Annotated in this window: 16 protein-coding genes; 7 read left to right on the top strand and 9 right to left on the bottom strand. The window is 61.9% G+C overall.

Annotation, left to right across the window (positions count from 1 at the left end):
- Nucleotides 1-44: 44 nt before the first annotated feature.
- The 3 genes from VH564_RS01545 to VH564_RS01535 all read right to left on the bottom strand — a co-directional run bounded on the left by VH564_RS01545 (nucleotide 45) and on the right by VH564_RS01535 (nucleotide 3,012).
- Complete coding sequence (locus tag VH564_RS01545; RefSeq protein WP_423338070.1) at nucleotides 45-1,307, bottom strand: 3-phosphoshikimate 1-carboxyvinyltransferase; 1,263 nt, start codon at nucleotides 1,305-1,307, stop codon at nucleotides 45-47.
- 97 nt (nucleotides 1,308-1,404) lie between these two features.
- Entirely contained in the window at nucleotides 1,405-1,956 is a 552-nt protein-coding gene (locus tag VH564_RS01540) for a LemA family protein (RefSeq protein WP_423338069.1), read from the bottom strand.
- 93 nt (nucleotides 1,957-2,049) lie between these two features.
- Nucleotides 2,050-3,012: a glycine--tRNA ligase subunit alpha gene (locus VH564_RS01535; protein WP_423338068.1), complete on the bottom strand. Its 963-nt coding sequence runs from the start codon at nucleotides 3,010-3,012 to the stop codon at nucleotides 2,050-2,052.
- Nucleotides 3,013-3,115: 103 nt separating this feature from the next.
- Here VH564_RS01535 and VH564_RS01530 point away from each other — a divergent pair, with 103 nt between their 5' ends.
- Both VH564_RS01530 and VH564_RS01525 read left to right on the top strand, forming a co-directional pair.
- Entirely contained in the window at nucleotides 3,116-3,391 is a 276-nt protein-coding gene (locus VH564_RS01530) for a hypothetical protein (protein WP_423338067.1), read from the top strand.
- Nucleotides 3,392-3,398: 7 nt separating this feature from the next.
- Complete coding sequence (locus VH564_RS01525) at nucleotides 3,399-3,713, top strand: type II toxin-antitoxin system RelE/ParE family toxin (RefSeq protein WP_423338066.1); 315 nt, start codon at nucleotides 3,399-3,401, stop codon at nucleotides 3,711-3,713.
- 85 nt (nucleotides 3,714-3,798) lie between these two features.
- Here the strand turns inward: VH564_RS01525 and VH564_RS01520 are convergent, their stop codons facing one another.
- The 4 genes from VH564_RS01520 to VH564_RS01505 all read right to left on the bottom strand — a co-directional run bounded on the left by VH564_RS01520 (nucleotide 3,799) and on the right by VH564_RS01505 (nucleotide 7,841).
- Nucleotides 3,799-3,990 (bottom strand): hypothetical protein, encoded by a 192-nt coding sequence (locus VH564_RS01520; protein WP_423338065.1) that lies wholly within the window; start codon nucleotides 3,988-3,990, stop codon nucleotides 3,799-3,801.
- Nucleotides 3,991-4,008: 18 nt separating this feature from the next.
- A complete protein-coding gene (locus VH564_RS01515) occupies nucleotides 4,009-4,872 on the bottom strand; it encodes a S49 family peptidase (protein ID WP_423338064.1) in 864 nt (287 codons plus the stop codon).
- A 210-nt stretch (nucleotides 4,873-5,082) separates the two neighbouring features.
- Entirely contained in the window at nucleotides 5,083-6,981 is a 1,899-nt protein-coding gene (locus VH564_RS01510) for a DUF3857 domain-containing protein (RefSeq protein WP_423338063.1), read from the bottom strand.
- A gap of 209 nt (nucleotides 6,982-7,190) precedes the next feature.
- A complete protein-coding gene (locus VH564_RS01505; protein WP_423338062.1) occupies nucleotides 7,191-7,841 on the bottom strand; it encodes a hypothetical protein in 651 nt (216 codons plus the stop codon).
- Between the two features lie 334 nt (nucleotides 7,842-8,175).
- Between VH564_RS01505 and VH564_RS01500 the strand changes: the two genes are divergently transcribed.
- The gene (locus VH564_RS01500; protein ID WP_423338061.1) at nucleotides 8,176-9,513 is read left to right on the top strand and encodes an Nramp family divalent metal transporter; all 1,338 of its coding nucleotides are present in this window, start codon (nucleotides 8,176-8,178) and stop codon (nucleotides 9,511-9,513) included.
- Nucleotides 9,514-9,519: 6 nt separating this feature from the next.
- Here VH564_RS01500 and VH564_RS01495 read toward each other — a convergent pair whose 3' ends face one another.
- Nucleotides 9,520-10,293, bottom strand: a complete 774-nt coding sequence (locus VH564_RS01495; RefSeq protein ID WP_423338060.1) for a tRNA1(Val) (adenine(37)-N6)-methyltransferase — start codon at nucleotides 10,291-10,293, stop codon at nucleotides 9,520-9,522.
- A 17-nt stretch (nucleotides 10,294-10,310) separates the two neighbouring features.
- On the bottom strand, nucleotides 10,311-10,541 hold the full coding sequence (locus VH564_RS01490) for a DUF2007 domain-containing protein (protein WP_423338059.1): 231 nt from the start codon (nucleotides 10,539-10,541) through the stop codon (nucleotides 10,311-10,313).
- 108 nt (nucleotides 10,542-10,649) lie between these two features.
- Here VH564_RS01490 and VH564_RS01485 point away from each other — a divergent pair, with 108 nt between their 5' ends.
- The 4 genes from VH564_RS01485 (at nucleotide 10,650) to moaB (ending at nucleotide 15,095) form a co-directional block, all read left to right on the top strand.
- Nucleotides 10,650-11,666, top strand: coding sequence for a polyprenyl synthetase family protein (locus VH564_RS01485; RefSeq protein ID WP_423338058.1), 1,017 nt, complete (start codon nucleotides 10,650-10,652; stop codon nucleotides 11,664-11,666).
- A gap of 118 nt (nucleotides 11,667-11,784) precedes the next feature.
- The gene (locus tag VH564_RS01480; RefSeq protein WP_423338057.1) at nucleotides 11,785-13,620 is read left to right on the top strand and encodes a tetratricopeptide repeat protein; all 1,836 of its coding nucleotides are present in this window, start codon (nucleotides 11,785-11,787) and stop codon (nucleotides 13,618-13,620) included.
- Nucleotides 13,621-13,626: 6 nt separating this feature from the next.
- Nucleotides 13,627-14,541 carry a 4-(cytidine 5'-diphospho)-2-C-methyl-D-erythritol kinase gene (locus tag VH564_RS01475; RefSeq protein ID WP_423338056.1) on the top strand — a complete coding sequence of 305 codons (915 nt, stop codon included), beginning with the start codon at nucleotides 13,627-13,629 and terminating at the stop codon, nucleotides 14,539-14,541.
- On the top strand, nucleotides 14,541-15,095 hold the full coding sequence (gene moaB, locus VH564_RS01470; protein ID WP_423338055.1) for a molybdenum cofactor biosynthesis protein B: 555 nt from the start codon (nucleotides 14,541-14,543) through the stop codon (nucleotides 15,093-15,095). Before VH564_RS01475 ends, moaB begins: the two co-directional genes overlap by 1 nt.
- Nucleotides 15,096-15,109: the final 14 nt, after the last annotated feature.

The following is a 15,109-nucleotide window of genomic DNA, read 5'->3' as shown; positions in this document are numbered from 1 at the left end:
TGCGTTCCCCCGAACCCAGTTTGGCGCCCCGCGAAATGCTTTCGCTAGCCGGCGTCGTCTTCGAAAGTCACCCCGAGCGATGCCAGCACCTGCCAGTAGGTGGGAAATGTCTTGGCAACGCAATCGGGGTCCAGAATGGTAATCCCGTCCACCATCAAGCCGGCCAGCGCGAAGCTCATGGCGATCCGATGATCGGCAAAGGTATCGATCGATGCCTCTAGACGCTGTCCCGCAAGGCTCGGGTCGGCGGCGACGACCAGATCGTCGCCTTCCTCCGTCGCCAGCCCTTCCCGGATCGCGTTCAAGCCGGTCGATAGCGCGCGAATACGGTCGCATTCCTTGACGCGCAAATTGGCGATGCCGACGAACCGCACCGGTGTCTCGTTGAAGGCGGCAAGGACCGCGATGGTCGGGATCGCATCCTGCATCTGGCTACCGTCGATGACAGCCGGCAGATGCGGGAAGGCCGAAATCACCGCATGCGCCTTGGCGTCGGGCTGGGTAAACGCGTCGGCCGGCGTCCCGAGATCGATGGCACCGTCCGTCAGCACATCGGCAGCCCATAGATAGGTCGCAGCGGAAGCGTCGGGCTCGATATGGAAATCGGTGGCCGTGTAGCCGGTCGGCTCGACCCGCCAGATCACGGCACTGATGCGCTCGACCTTGGCACCGAAAGCCTGCATCGCCGCCGTCGTCAGGTCTATGTAGCCGAGCGCACCGATATCCTCGCCCAGCAACTCGATATCGACCGTCCTGTCGCCGCCGGCAGCCATCATCAGCAGCGCCGAGACGTACTGGCTGGACAAGCCACCATCGATCTGGATTTTGCTCGCCTGGAATTTCCCTGTGCCGTGGACGGTGACGGGCGGGCAGCCGGTCTCCGCTGACGCATCGATGCCGAGAGACTGGAGGGCAGCCACAAGCGGCGCGATCGGCCTTTTACGCATATGAGCATCGCCATCGACCACGACGGTGCCGTCAACCAAGGCCGCTGCGGCCGTCAGGAAGCGCGTCGCAGTGCCGGCATTGCCAAGGAAAAGAGGACCGGCGGGCGCCGTGAGCTTACCACTGCCGGTCACCACAAATGTCGTATCGTCGGGCTCCTCGACGTTGACGCCCATGGCGCGCAGGGCGTCCGCCATGTAGCGGGTGTCGTCGCTTTTCAGCGCGCCGGTCAGCCGGCTGGTGCCCTTGGCAAGGCCTGCCAGAAGCAGCGCACGGTTGGTGATCGACTTCGATCCGGGCGGCATGGCGCGGCCGGTGAGCGGCTTGCCCGGCGGAATAATCGTGAGTTTCGCTCTGCCCATCGTCAATCTCTTCCATCTGCAAAGGGAACCTTGCCCCGACCAGCGGGGCCATGGCCTCCTTTACCCGTCGCAGTGCCAATCCGAAAGCAAAAAAGGTTCAGAACTTGACGGTCGGAACGGCCCGGTCGGCCTCGTTGGTGATTTCGAAATAGGGCCGCTTGGAGAAGCCGAATGGACCGGCGACGAGATTGTTGGGGAAGGTCTCGACCTTGACGTTCAAGTCGCGGGCAGCGCCATTGTAGTAGCGCCGGGCCATCTGAAGCTCGCTTTCCATGGTTTCCAGCGAGGCTTGTAGTTCGGAAAAGTTCTGGTTGGCCTTCAGGTCCGGATAGGCTTCGGCGAGCGCCATGACCCGGCCGAGGGCTTGGCCGAGTAGGCCTTCGGCCACGCCGCGGGCGGCGACGTCGCCGGACGGTACGGCCTGGGCCTGGTTGCGCAGGGAGACGACTTCCTCGAGCGTCGATTTTTCGTGGGTGGCGTAGCCCTTGACCGTCTCGATCAAGTTGGGGATCAGATCGGCGCGCCGCTTCAACTGCACGTCGATGCCGGACCATGCCTCTTCGGCCATCTGCCGGGCGCGCACCAGACCATTGTAGACAAAGATCACATAGACCGCGGCAAGGGCCGCAATGCCCAGAACAACATACATCGTTAAGCCCCCAGAACGACACCAAATTCCGCCGGAGACTATGCGGTCACGGTGGCTTTGTCATGTGTCATTTCGGGGTCTATCGCGGCGTTCTCAGGCGGCCTGCCTGTTCCAGTTGGCACCGCCGGCATCCGTCAGCAGGAAGGCCTCGCCGCAGGCTTTGGCCAGCGTGCGCACACGCAGGATGTAGCTCTGGCGCTCGGTGACCGAGATCACGCCGCGCGCATCGAGCAGATTGAAGACATGGCTGGCCTTGATGCACTGGTCATAGGCCGGGAAAACGCATTTATGCAGGACCTGGTTGTCGCCCTCGCCCGGCGCGCCAAAGGCCAGAAGCGCCTGGCATTCCTTCTCCGCATCGATGAAGTGCCGGTGCAGCATCTCGGTGTTGGCGAATTCGAAATTGTGGCGCGAATATTCCTGCTCGGCCTGCAGGAAGACGTCTCCATAGGAAATCTTCTCGTCGCCCTCGCGGCCGTTGAAATTCAGGTCGTAGATGGAATCGACACCCTGGATATACATGGCCAGCCGCTCCAGGCCATAGGTCAGTTCACCGGCGACGGGGGCGCATTCGATGCCGCAGATCTGCTGGAAATAGGTAAACTGCGAGACTTCCATGCCGTCGCACCAGCACTCCCAGCCGAGGCCCCAGGCGCCCAGCGTCGGGCTTTCCCAGTCGTCCTCGACGAAGCGGATGTCGTGCAGTAGCGGATCGAGGCCGATGGCGGCCAGCGAGCCGAGATAGAGCTCCTGCAGGTTCGGCGGGTTGGGCTTCAGGATGACCTGGTACTGGTAGTAGTGCTGCAGGCGATTGGGGTTTTCACCGTAGCGGCCATCGGACGGGCGGCGCGACGGCTGCACATAGGCGGCCTTCCAGGGCTTGGGGCCGAGCGCGCGCAAGGTCGTTGCCGGATGGAACGTGCCGGCACCGACCTCCATGTCGTAAGGCTGCAGAACCGCACAACCCTTGTCCGCCCAATAGGCATGCAGGGTGAGGATCAGCGCCTGGAAGGAGCGCTTCGGGTTCATGTGATCGGGGATGGCTGCAGCCGTCATGATAGGGATCCGAATTGCGGTAAGAAGCGCGACAGGTGCCATGGGAGGGGACAGGGGTCAAGATAACAAGTATATAGAACACCTGTTTCACCGGAGAAGGACAATGAACGTCAAGACAGAGATTTCGCTGACAGAAGACCAATTGCGTTATGCGGAACGGTTGGTCAAAGAGGGTAGCTATCCCTCGATCTCAAGCGTCGTTGAAGCCGGCATCGCCCGGATGATGATTCAGGACGAAGCGACGATCGAGACACATACGGGACTGACCGATGAAATTGGGCGACGGATGGCGCTGCCCGAGGAAGAATGGTTGCCGTGGGACGGTACGGACATGGCCGAGCGCGTGAAGCAGAAGCTTCACTTGCGGCACAAGATGTAGGTCCGACATGCGCTACACGATCCGCAGGCATCCGGCCGTCGAAGACGATCTTTTCGAGACCGCCTCGATGATCTCGGCCTATGCTGGCGTCAAAGTCGGCGAGGCCAAGACAGACGAGATCGTGAGCTTCATCGCGACGCTTGCTGACTTTCCGAAAATCGGGACGGTGCGCAACGACATCTATCCCGGGCTGCGCGCCATACCGGCTTCCGAAAAAGCAGTCGTGTGTTTCACCGTCGACGACCAGACCCGCACGATCCATGTCATCTGCATCAGCTATGCGGGGGCCGACTGGGTTTCACGGGTTCGGGACCGGGGTTAGCGGTCACCCGACAAAATGCCTGTCCAATTCCGGAAGCGGCGGATTGTTGCAATGTGCCGGAAAGCATTGACCCGCTTCCGCCCGCCTACTCCTCGTCGCGCTTCACCCGATACTCCCCCGTCACCGGATCCTTCACCAGCGTGCCCATCGCGCCGGTGCTGCGCTCGCGTTCCTGGCGCTGCGATTTCTGTTGCAGCCGTTGCGCCGCCACGACGAAACGCTTGTAGATCAGCCAGCAGACGCTGCCGATGACGATGATGAAAATGAGCTGCGCCATGCCGGGGCTGTTCCGATCCTATAATCCGTACCGGCCCCATAATGCCTTGTCTTCGGCGGCCTCCGCAAGCCCGGATGCAAGGCCTGCGGCAATGGCGTCAAAGCCGGGCAAGGCGATGCTCGGGGCGCGCCTGCCGAACAGGCTGCGGCCGGCGGAGACGGGTTCGAGCCTCGTCTTTTCACCGTAGCGCTTCTTCAGTTCGCCGCGCAGATCGCCGAGCCCGTCGATGAGGCCAAGCTCCAGTCCGCGCGTCCCCGTCCAGAACAGGCCGGAGAACACGGTATCGTCGTCAGCCCTGATCCGCCCGGCGCGCCGCTCGCGCACCATGTGGATGAAGATCGCATGGATCTCGAGCTGCAGGCTCTTCAGGTACTCGATGTCCTTCTCTTTCTCCGGCTGGAATGGATCGAGGATCACCTTGTTGCTGCCGGCCGTGTAGACGCGTCGCTCGACGCCGATCTTCTTCAGAAGCTCGGGAAAGCCGAAGCCGCCGGAGACGACACCGATGGAGCCGACGATGGAGGTCGGGTCGGCAATGATCTCGTCGCCGGCCAAAGCGATCATGTAGCCGCCGGAGGCCGCCACGTCCTCGACGAAGACCAAAACCTTCTTTTTCTTCTCAACAGCAAGATCACGAATGCGATTGTAGATCATCCGTGACTGCACCGGCGAGCCGCCGGGCGAGTTGATCACGATGGCAATGGCGGGCGCCGCCTTCACCGAAAACGCCTTGTCGAGCGCCTGCCCCACGGTTGCCAGATTGAGCGCCGGCCGAAATGGACTGCCGCCTGCCATGATCGTTCCACTCAAGCGAACGACGGGGATGACCGTACCTTCCTTGCGAAAGCGCTTCGGCAGCAGTCGTCTCAGCAGTCCGGCCATAGTCAAACCCTTGTTTCGTCCCGATTGTCAGCTGCATGTATGGTTTGCCACGGCAAACACAATCCCCGACGTGACGAAAGAGCTTGAACCCAGGCAAGCGTCATTGTTCGACGCCTGATGGACCGCGCATATCCACGGCTTCAGGCGAGCGACGGAAGTATGTGCCGCCACTGCCGTATTGGCACGATCAGGACCAAGCGCCCGCCCGTGTCACGGGTGGCAATTGCCGCCATCCGCGCTAGCCCCAGACGACACAGCCGCCGCCGTCGTTACGATGGCTGTGAAGTCGTTCTGAGCTGCGTAGACGAGACGCTCCAGGTCGTCGTAGGCGGCAGGTTCCAGCTCCCGCTGCTTCAGGACCAGCTGGCGATGCACCACGAGGCAATTGTCCCGGTGCTCATAGACCGCCTTGTAGGAGCCGGCGGCGTTGCTGACATCAACGCCCTTGGGTGCATTGGAAATTGTCAGATCCGGCGGTACATCAACGCTGAAATTCCAGGTGAGATCGCGCACGGGCAGCGCCATCGGCGTCAACCGCCGGCCCTTCCGGTCGAGAAACGACCGCGGTCCATCGATCGGATCGAACGAGGGCGGTGCCGGCAAGACGAAGGCACCGGCCGTCGGATCGATGCCGTGCGGACTGTGCCAGTTCATGGTCAGCTGAAAAGGATGATCCAAGTCATAGGGCCCGCTCGTCGCAAGGTGGCCGAAGCCGCCTTCGGGCGTGTTGCGGAGCTTTCTGTCGATACGGCGATTATTTTCGTCGGGGTTCTGCAGCGCCGAGCGGAGCGGCTCCTCGATGCTCGGGGACATCGTCGCGGTCGCCTTGCCGCCAACGGTTCCGTCGCCGCCGATGTGGATGGAGCCCGTGGTGACGAATTGGGCGGTCTCCGGCTTCATTTCGGGCGTGCGACGCACTTTTGAATGGTCGCCTGCGACAATCGCGATCTTGCCGCTCAGTCCCTGATCGAGAACGCCGAACGGCGTGAAGGGGCTCGTCGGATTGGCGAAAATGTCGAAGTCGGGAAGGTAGATGATCGCATGATTGATCTCACCGGGCGACGGCAGCGGCAGGGGTCTCGCACGGTCGCTCCAGTCGATCAGGGCCGCCTCGGAGCGGATGCCTGTTGCCGACAGAAGTGCCTGCATCAAGGTGACGTGGTCTTTGCAGTCGCCATAGCCGTTCTTCAAAACCGTCGCCGCGTCATGCGATACCCACCCATCGTCGACGCTCATGGAGACCGCGAGATAGCGGATGTTTTTGGCGCACCAGTCATAAATTGCGCGGGCCGCATCGACCCCCTTGCGGTCTCCGACGATCTGCTTTGCGAGCGCCTCGATCTCAGGCGTGACGGCAGGCTTGTTCCTGTTCAAGCGATAATAGATGTCGCCGAGGTCCTCGTAACCGTGCAGCGATGTACCGAGAAAGAGCGGCTGAAACTCCAGAAGAGCTGCCATGTGCTGTTCTCTGTCGCCGGCCGACACGTTTCTCACGCTGGCATCCGCCACGATGTGGCGCATGCCGTTCGTGGTTGTGTCGGTGATCACGAAGCCGCCCTGTCCGGCGACGTTAAGGGGGAGAGTGGAAGGCATGTCGATGACGACATGCACGCTGGCATTTTCGAACGGATCAAGCCACGCCCACGGATTGAAGCCGACCACGGACGGTTTGGAGACGACCTCCTCGATCTCGTAGTGAACACGGCTACCGGTCGTCACGGCAGGCATGACGACCGTCGTCTTCACCGAGGAGACGAAGCCCGGCGCATCGCGGGAGGCGGTGCTTGGGCGGGTGAAGACGGCATTCGCTGCCGGCTCGTGACGAACGCCGTCGGCCCCCTCGACCCAGCCCTTTACAAAACGGAACGTCGTTCTTTCCGGATCGTAGGTCAGCGCCAGTTGCGAGAGATCCTTGATTTCGGCCTGTTTTCGCACGAAGTCGTCGATCACCAGCGTGAACTTGTAGCTACAGTCCGGGGCCACCTCGTAATGGATGCTCGACACCCGCTCCAAGGGTTGATCCGCGTGGCTTTCGCCGGCAAGGCATAGGATGCTCGCCGTCCCCATAAGCGCTTGAACGGTCAATTTTCCGACCGTAGCGGGTGACATGCGACACGACCGAGAGAGCAGATTGGCTTTCATTGGGATCATCTTTGCGGAGCAGCCTGCCGGCAGATACATTATGAGCATCTTGCCAGTAGCGCCCCGGAATGAAATCAAGCTGAATTCAAGGAACGTGCGTTGCTTTCATCGGAGACGTTTTTGAGCGCCGCGCCAGGCGTCAACCTCTGGCATATGCCACGTTCGGTGCTTGCCCGTCAGCCTGAGGCCAATGCGCCTGGCATGGTGGGCTGCCGCGAATGACGCGCTGCGTCGAGGGCGCATTCGACAAAGCGGGCGATATCGGTTTTCGCGAAGGGCACGTTGCCGTTATTGCCGAGTTCGGCAAGCGGCCTCATCGATACTGAAGCGCTACCACTCGCACGCGGCCGCTGTTCGCGGAACGGGACGGCCAGTGTCATCAGGCCACGGCGGATCAACTGGCCCGAAATTTCCAGATGCAGGGCGGGACCGATGCTGTCGCTGCTGGCAAGGAAGACGGCATGCCTCAGCGGCTGCGGGCGGTGGGAGGACATAATTTCGAGCAGTTCGATGCTGCGGAGAAAAGGCTCGGCATTCGCCTCGTGGGGAAGAAATGGAAGAAGGATCAAATCCGCGCTGGCAAACGCGATGGCGGAGATCTGATCGCTGGCATCGGAGAGATCGACAAGGAGATGCTCATGCAGAGACCTCAGCCGCCGCGTGTCCTCGATGAATTGCCGCCCGCAGACCGATGCCCGACGAGTGTCGACATGCTCGGGCTGAAAAGCCGCTTCGCGATCCGCGCCCCGCAGGCATCTGTACAAGGCCGTCGTGACGCCGCTCTGCAACAGCTCATCGGCAACGGCGGCCGCAGCGCGTCCACCCATTCCCCGTCCACTATTTGCAAAGCAAATCATCGCCACGGAAGCCCCTCCGAAACCCGCTGTCGCCCCTTAATAGGCGCGGGCCAAAGACGAGTCTTCATGACCGATCGATGACATTGATATGACACCACGGTTATTAACAACAATCTAAAAGAAGCTTGGGAAGTAGTCAGGAGAACGACTGACCGGCAGCAGTTGCTTCAACTCTCGCCATCAACCACGCGCCGGGAACGAGTTTCGGAACGGAAAAACGAGCTTTAAAATTCTTATTGCGAATGACTTGCATTATCATTCTAAAAAGCTACTCTTGCACTGCAATATTGCACGCGAGGAAATGATGGACGCGATCAAACCGAAACCTGCGGCCGGATGGCGACAGGACAGTCTCGACCTCAGCCTTGCCGACGTGCACGGTTCCGTGAACACCCATAACGGCGGCTCCAAGCTGCGCCGCATGATGGCCTTCGCCGGACCGGGATATCTTGTTGCCGTGGGTTACATGGACCCCGGAAACTGGGCGACATCGCTCGCCGGGGGCTCCAAGTTTGGGTATGCGTTGCTCAGCGTGGCGCTGTTATCCAACCTCATGGCGATCGTGCTGCAGTCCCTTTGCGCCAGGCTTGCCATCGCCAGCGGCCGCGATCTGGCGCAGGCATGCCGCGATGCGTTTCCGCGCTATGTGGCAGTGCCGCTCTGGGCGCTGGCGGAAATCGCCATCATCGCCACCGATATTGCCGAGGTGATCGGCACCGCCATCGGCCTCAACCTGATTTTCGGCCTGCCGCTGGAACTGGGTGTGCTGCTGACGGCGCTGGACGTGTTTCTCATACTCTATCTGCAGCGCCTCGGCTTCCGCTGGATCGAGGCGCTGATCATCACGCTGCTCGGTGTCATTGCCTTCTGTTTCGCCTTCCAGATCGTGCTGGCCGACCCTGACTGGGGCGGTGTCGTGCGTGGCTTCCTGCCCACGACCGATATCGTCCGCGATCCGCAGATGCTGTACCTGGCGCTCGGCATCCTCGGCGCGACCGTCATGCCGCACAATCTTTACCTGCATTCGGGCATCGTGCAGACCCGCAGATACGGCAAAACCCTGCCCGAGAAGCGCGAGGCGCTGACCTTCGCAACCATCGATTCGACGCTGGCGCTGACCTTCGCGCTGCTGATCAACGCCGCCATCCTGATCCTTGCCGCCGCTGCCTTCCATGCCCACGGCAAGACCGAAGTGGTCGAACTCGGCGACGCGAGTTCGCTGCTGGCGCCGCTGCTCGGCATGGCGATCGCGCCGACGCTGTTCGGTATTGCGCTGCTCTGCTGCGGCATAAACTCGACGGTGACGGCGACGCTTGCCGGCCAGATCGTCATGGAAGGCTTTCTGCAGATCAAGCTCAAGCCCTGGATCCGCCGCGCGGTCACCCGGGGGCTTGCCATCATTCCAGCCTCGATCGTCACGATCTGGTTCGGAGACAAGGGTACGTCGGAACTACTGATCCTGACCCAGGTGGTGCTCAGCCTGCAACTGTCCTTTGCAGTCTTTCCGCTTGTCATGTTCACCGCCAACAAGGCGAAGATGGGCGCCCTGGTCGCGCCGCGATGGCTGAGCGTCATCGCCTATCTAATCGCCGTCGCTATCGCGCTTCTGAACGTCAAACTGCTGGCCGACATCTTCTTCTAAAGGCCGTCAGCGGCGGCGGTAGGCCGTCCGGCCGTTGTTGAGATCGTCGACGAAGGGCGTGAAGTTGTGCCCCCCCTCCTCGTGCATGACGAGCGGGAAACGGAGGGTGAGGCGCGCGCGTGATCCTTTGATCGCAGTCACCAGGATGCGAACGGCGGCCTCGCCGAGACGCGGATGGATGGCGGTGATCTCCAGGCCGCCAAAACGTCGGCCGCAGGCAGCGATGATGTCCCCCACCGATTCCGGCCGGGCGATCAGCGACAGCTGGCCGCCCGACATCAGTATGGCGCTGGCGGTGCGGAGCCAGGTTTCGAGCAGGTCCTCCGTCATCGCATGGGCTTCAGCCTTCAGGGGGTCCGGCGTCAGCCGGTCGCTGCCGTCGTTGAAGGGCGGGTTCATGATGACGTGGTGGAAGGTATTGTCGATCAACCCGGCCGCGTTGCGGCTGTGGCCCGTCAGGGTAACATCGGCACTCACGACCGAGACACGTCCGGCGAAGCGGCTGTTTTCGACAAGAGCCAGGCCTTTTCGGGCAAAGGCGACCATGTCGGGAGAGCGCTCGAACAGCGTGACCTCGGCATGCTCGAGCCTGGAGGCAACGGCCAGGCCAGCAGCGCCGGCCCCGGCGCCGAGATCGGCGACCCGGATGGCCCTGATGTCGTTGACGAGGGAGGCCAGAAGCATGGCGTCCATGCCGGCACGATGGCCCCGCCCCTTTGGCTGGACAATATGGAAGGCGCCGCGATGGAAGGCATCGATGGTTTCGGCGGGCTCGGACATCTCAGCCTCTTTCGCCCCTAACGCCGGTCGTCGCGCAATTCGTCGGCAAGTCCGGCATCGACGAGGATGCGGCGAGCCTCCGTGGCACGGTCCTCTTCAACCAGGAAGCGACGCGGCAGCATGCCGAGAGATCCCTCGAGAATGCTCATCGCCTCGTCCGCGATCATGCAACGGATACCCGCCTCCTTCATCAGGCTTTCGGCGAAGGACAGCGTCACGGGGTCGTTGGTGCGTATCAATTCGTGCATGAACCTGGCGTTTCCTGTCAAATCTGCGCGACCGAACAATTCGCCCCTTGCCGCGCCTCCTGTCCCTTCTTATTGTCGTTTTCACGAAATGAACAGGAGTCCGGGTCGTTGGGCGTCGTGATACCGCTTGAAGAAAGCAAAAACAAATTGGCCTCCGTAACTCCGCTGATCGACCTCACCAAGGCGGACATGGAGCGCGTCAACCAGTTGATCCTTTCCAAGGCTGGGTCCGATGTACAGATGATTCCGGAGGTGGCCGAGCATCTGATTTCCTCAGGCGGCAAGCGCCTGCGGCCGATGCTGACACTCGCCTCTGCGGGCTTGTTCGGCTACAAGGGCGATAACCACATCAAGCTGGCGACTTCAGTCGAGTTCATGCACACGGCAACGCTGCTGCATGACGACGTGGTCGACGAGAGCGACCTGCGCCGCGGTCGCTCCACCGCCCGGATGATCTGGGGCAACCAGGCAAGCGTGCTGGTCGGCGACTTCCTGCTCGGCCAGGCCTTCCGCATGATGGTCGATGTCGGCTCGCTCGAGGCCCTCGACGTGTTGTCGACGGCGGCCTGCGTCATTGCCGAGGGCGAAGTCCTGCAGCTGTCTGTCGCCAAGAACATGGAAACGACGGAGGACGATTATCTGTCGGTCATCCGCGCCAAGACGGCAGCACTTTTTGCCGCCGCTGCCGAAGTCGGCCCGATTGTCGCCAATACCGGCAAGTCCGGCCGCAATGCGATGAAGTCCTACGGCACCAATCTCGGCCTCGCCTTCCAGCTTGTCGACGATGCGCTCGACTATGGTGGCAAGGCTGCCGATCTCGGCAAGAATGTCGGCGACGATTTCCGCGAAGGCAAGATCACCCTGCCCGTCATCCTCGCCTACCGTCGGGGCACCCAGGACGAACGGGCCTTCTGGCGCGACGCGATCGAGGGCGGCAACAGCAGCGAGGCCAATCTCGAAAAGGCGATGGGCCTGATCACCAAGTATGGTGCGCTCAACGACACCATAGGCCGGGCTGTGCACTATGGCACGATCGCTCGCGATGCCTTGGCACCGCTGCCGGAAAGCCCCTGGAAATCGGCCTTGCTTGAGGTCATCGACTTCAGCATCGAGCGCGTTCACTGAGAAGCGCCAGCTGTATTTCTTGCGGGCCCGCTTCAAAAAAGCCATCCTGTTGTGAATCAGTGCTGACAGTATGCATGGTGCGACCGGCTGCCGGTTGCCCTCCAAGAAAGGTTTTCTAATGCGGCAAAGACTTGCCATCCGTTTGCTTTCGAGCGCAGCTCTGGCGGCATTGCTTTCAGTCACCGCGATGACCGCTGTGCGCGCCGAGGATGCCGCCAAAAAGCCCGATACCGCAAGCGACACGGTGACGTTCCAGCCCGACCGCGTCGACACCTTCTCCGGCGCATTCCTTGCCGCCCGGACAGCCGATGTCGACCATGACTACGACAATGCCATCGCGCTCTACAAAAAGGCGCTGATGATCGAGCCGGGCAATCCGGAAATCCGCCAGCGCCTGATGATTTCCCTGCTGCTGAACGGCAATATGGACGAAGGCGTGAAATACGCCAACGATCTGAAGGGCGACCCGACCGTTGAACGGATAACCACCATCGTTCGCGGCATGGATGCCCTGCGCCGCCATGATTACAAGGCTTCGCAGGCGATCCTGAAATATACCGGCCCGAACGATCTTGACCGGATGATGAACAGTCTGCTGTCCGCCTGGGCACAGGTTGGCGCCGGACGGGGCAAGGAGGCCCTGGCGACGGTCGACAAGATGCAGGGGCCGAACTGGTTCGACATCTTCAAGAACTATCAGGCCGGCATGGTCGCGCTCGTCATCGGCGACACAAGATCGGCCCGCTCGCATCTGAACAGCGCCATCCTCGACAAGGATGGCGGCGCCACTGCACCCGATACCTACATGCGCGCCGTCATGGCGCTGGCCTCGCTCGAGGCCAAGGAAGGCAACAAGCAGAAGGCGCTCGACGCCATCTCGGTCGGCGACAGCATGATCAGCAATTTCGCGCCGTTGAACGCGCTGCGCGACCGCATCGGCAAGGGCGAGATTCCCGAGCAGGCGGTCGGCAACGCTGCTCAGGGGGCTGCTTCGGTGCTGTTCTCCGTCGCAGCTGCGCTGAACCGAGACGGCGCTGAAGATGTGGTCTCGCTTTACCTCCAGACCGCCAGGGCACTTGATCCGACGAGCCCCGATACTCTCGTTCTGCTGGGCGGTATTGCCGAGAAGCAGGACCAGATGGACCGGGCCATCGCCTTCTACAGGCAGGTTCCTTCGGATTCGCCGATGGCCCGCATCTCCGAGCTGCAGCTCGGCCTGGCGCTGGCGCAGGGCGGCAAGTCGGACGACGCACTGAAGCACCTGAAGGCGTTGATCAACTCCGACCCCAAGGACATTCGCAGCTATCTCGCCTACGGCAACGTGCTGTCGCAGGCCAAGAACTACCAGGCGATGGCCGAAAACTACGACAAGGCCGTCGAGATCATCGGTCCGGTGCCGACCAAGGTCGACTGGAACATCTTCTACCAGCGCGCCATCGCTTACGAGCGCCTGAAGAAGTGGGATATCGCCGAGCCGAACTTCAAGAAGGCGCTCGAACTGAACCCCGACCAGCCACAGGTGCTGAACTATCTCGGCTACTCCTGGGTCGACATGAACCGCAACCTCGATGAAGGCCTGGCGATGATCCAGAAGGCCGTCGATGCCCGGCCAGACGACGGCTACATCGTCGATTCGCTCGGCTGGGCCTATTTCCGGCTCAACCGCTTCGACGATTCGGTCAGGCAACTCGAACGCGCCGTGCAGCTGGAAGCGGGCGACGTGACGGTCAACGACCATCTGGGCGATGCCTACTGGCGTGTCGGTCGGCGCCTGGAGGCTGTTTATCAGTGGAACCGGGCGATCACCTACAAGCCCGAGGAAGCCGACCTGCCACGCCTGAAGGACAAGATTGCCAACGGACTGCCGCCGATCGACGATCCCAAGGCCGCCGACAAATCGAAGCCGCCGGCAGCTGTGCCGGTGGAAAATCCGCCTGCCGACAAGAAGTCCTAAAGGCTGATGCCATCGATGTTCGACGCGGGCGCCTTCGACCTCCAGGAAGATGCGCCCGCGAAAATCAACCTCGCCCTGCATGTCACGGGCCTGAGGGCGGACGGCTATCATCTTCTCGATATGCTGGTAACCTTCGCCCGTCATGGCGACCGCATCGGCTTCAGCCGATCGGAGGCCGACAGCTTCGAGGTCTCGGGGAAATTCGCCGCTGATCTCGGCGAGCAGGGCCAGTCGGGCGGCAACCTCATTGTCAAAGCGCGGGATCTGCTGCGCAGCGTCTGCCGCGACAGCGGCGCCGATGCTCCGCCCGTGCGCATCCACCTTGAAAAGAACCTGCCGGTCGCGTCCGGGATCGGCGGCGGCTCTGCCGATGCCGCCGCAGCGCTGCGGGGACTGATGCGGCTTTGGGATGTCAGCCTGACACCGGAGGCACTCAAAGGACTGGCACTGCAACTCGGCGCCGACGTACCGATGTGCCTCTACAGCCGGCCGCTGATCGCACGCGGGATCGGCGAGGACATCGCCTTGCTGCCGGCCTTCCCGTCCTTCGGTATCGTTCTCGGCAATCCCCTCGTCGGTGTCTCGACGCCGGCAGTCTTTCGGCGCCTGCAGGACAAGACCAATCCTTGTTTCGATTTCCAACCATCCAGGCGCGGCAGCGCCGAGGACTGGATTTCGCTGATCGGCAGCTTGCGCAACGATCTGGAGCCACCGGCACGAGCGCTTTGTGGCGAGATCGGTGCGCTATCGACGCTTCTGGCGGAACAGGAACCGAGGCTTGTCAGAATGTCCGGCTCGGGCGCGACCTGCTTTGCGCTGTTCGATGATCTGAGGGCCGCCGAGGCCGCCGCAACTTCGCTTCGCCTGAAGAGGCCGGACTGGTATTTTCAGGCAACGACAACAACTGCAGGAGATCTATAATGGCAGGCATCAGCCAAGAGCGCCCCTTCGTTCCCGTCGGCATCGCTGTGCTCACCGTCTCCGACACGCGGACATCCGGGGACGACAAATCGGGCGATACCCTGGCGGGCCGCATCGCCGAGGCGGGGCATCGCCTCGTTGCGCGTGCCATCGTTCCGGATGACAAGGCGCAGATCCGGGCGATCGTCGAGAACTGGACCAGGGACCCGACGGTCGATGTCGTGATCACCACCGGCGGCACCGGCTTTACCGGCCGCGACGTCACGCCGGATGCGCTGGAGCCTCTGTTCGAGAAGCGCATGGAGGGCTTTTCCGCCGTGTTTCACCGGATTTCCTACGACAAGATCGGCACATCGACGATCCAGTCGCGGGCGACGGCGGGGGTCGCTAACGCCACCTTCATCTTTGTGCTGCCAGGCTCACCCGGGGCCTGCAAGGACGCCTGGGACGGCATTCTGAAGGCGCAGCTGGACTATCGTCACATGCCCTGCAATTTCATCGAGATCATGCCGCGGCTGGACGAACATCTGAAGCGTGGCGCTCAGACGGCCTAGAGAGCCAGTCGGAG

The organism is Rhizobium sp. HT1-10 (genome assembly GCF_049472505.1).
In the GTDB taxonomy this organism is placed as follows: Bacteria; Pseudomonadota; Alphaproteobacteria; order Rhizobiales; family Rhizobiaceae; genus Rhizobium.
This window is presented reverse-complemented; position numbering and strand designations above follow the sequence as displayed.

Excerpts from the sequence above, each read along its gene's own strand:
- VH564_RS01505 (WP_423338062.1), bottom strand. The coding sequence starts at position 7,841 with ATGGGTGGACGCGCTGCGGCCGCCGTTGCCGATGAGCTGTTGCAGAGC.
- VH564_RS01515 (WP_423338064.1), bottom strand. The coding sequence starts at position 4,872 with ATGGCCGGACTGCTGAGACGACTGCTGCCGAAGCGCTTTCGCAAGGAA.
- VH564_RS01545 (WP_423338070.1), bottom strand. The coding sequence starts at position 1,307 with ATGGGCAGAGCGAAACTCACGATTATTCCGCCGGGCAAGCCGCTCACC.
- moaB (WP_423338055.1), top strand. The coding sequence starts at position 14,541 with ATGGCAGGCATCAGCCAAGAGCGCCCCTTCGTTCCCGTCGGCATCGCT.
- VH564_RS01475 (WP_423338056.1), top strand. The coding sequence starts at position 13,627 with ATGCCATCGATGTTCGACGCGGGCGCCTTCGACCTCCAGGAAGATGCG.
- VH564_RS01525 (WP_423338066.1), top strand. The coding sequence starts at position 3,399 with ATGCGCTACACGATCCGCAGGCATCCGGCCGTCGAAGACGATCTTTTC.
- VH564_RS01520 (WP_423338065.1), bottom strand. The coding sequence starts at position 3,990 with ATGGCGCAGCTCATTTTCATCATCGTCATCGGCAGCGTCTGCTGGCTG.
- VH564_RS01530 (WP_423338067.1), top strand. The coding sequence starts at position 3,116 with ATGAACGTCAAGACAGAGATTTCGCTGACAGAAGACCAATTGCGTTAT.
- VH564_RS01535 (WP_423338068.1), bottom strand. The coding sequence starts at position 3,012 with ATGACGGCTGCAGCCATCCCCGATCACATGAACCCGAAGCGCTCCTTC.
- VH564_RS01510 (WP_423338063.1), bottom strand. The coding sequence starts at position 6,981 with ATGTCACCCGCTACGGTCGGAAAATTGACCGTTCAAGCGCTTATGGGG.
- VH564_RS01540 (WP_423338069.1), bottom strand. The coding sequence starts at position 1,956 with ATGTATGTTGTTCTGGGCATTGCGGCCCTTGCCGCGGTCTATGTGATC.
- VH564_RS01480 (WP_423338057.1), top strand. The coding sequence starts at position 11,785 with ATGCGGCAAAGACTTGCCATCCGTTTGCTTTCGAGCGCAGCTCTGGCG.
- VH564_RS01495 (WP_423338060.1), bottom strand. The coding sequence starts at position 10,293 with ATGTCCGAGCCCGCCGAAACCATCGATGCCTTCCATCGCGGCGCCTTC.
- VH564_RS01500 (WP_423338061.1), top strand. The coding sequence starts at position 8,176 with ATGGACGCGATCAAACCGAAACCTGCGGCCGGATGGCGACAGGACAGT.
- VH564_RS01490 (WP_423338059.1), bottom strand. The coding sequence starts at position 10,541 with ATGCACGAATTGATACGCACCAACGACCCCGTGACGCTGTCCTTCGCC.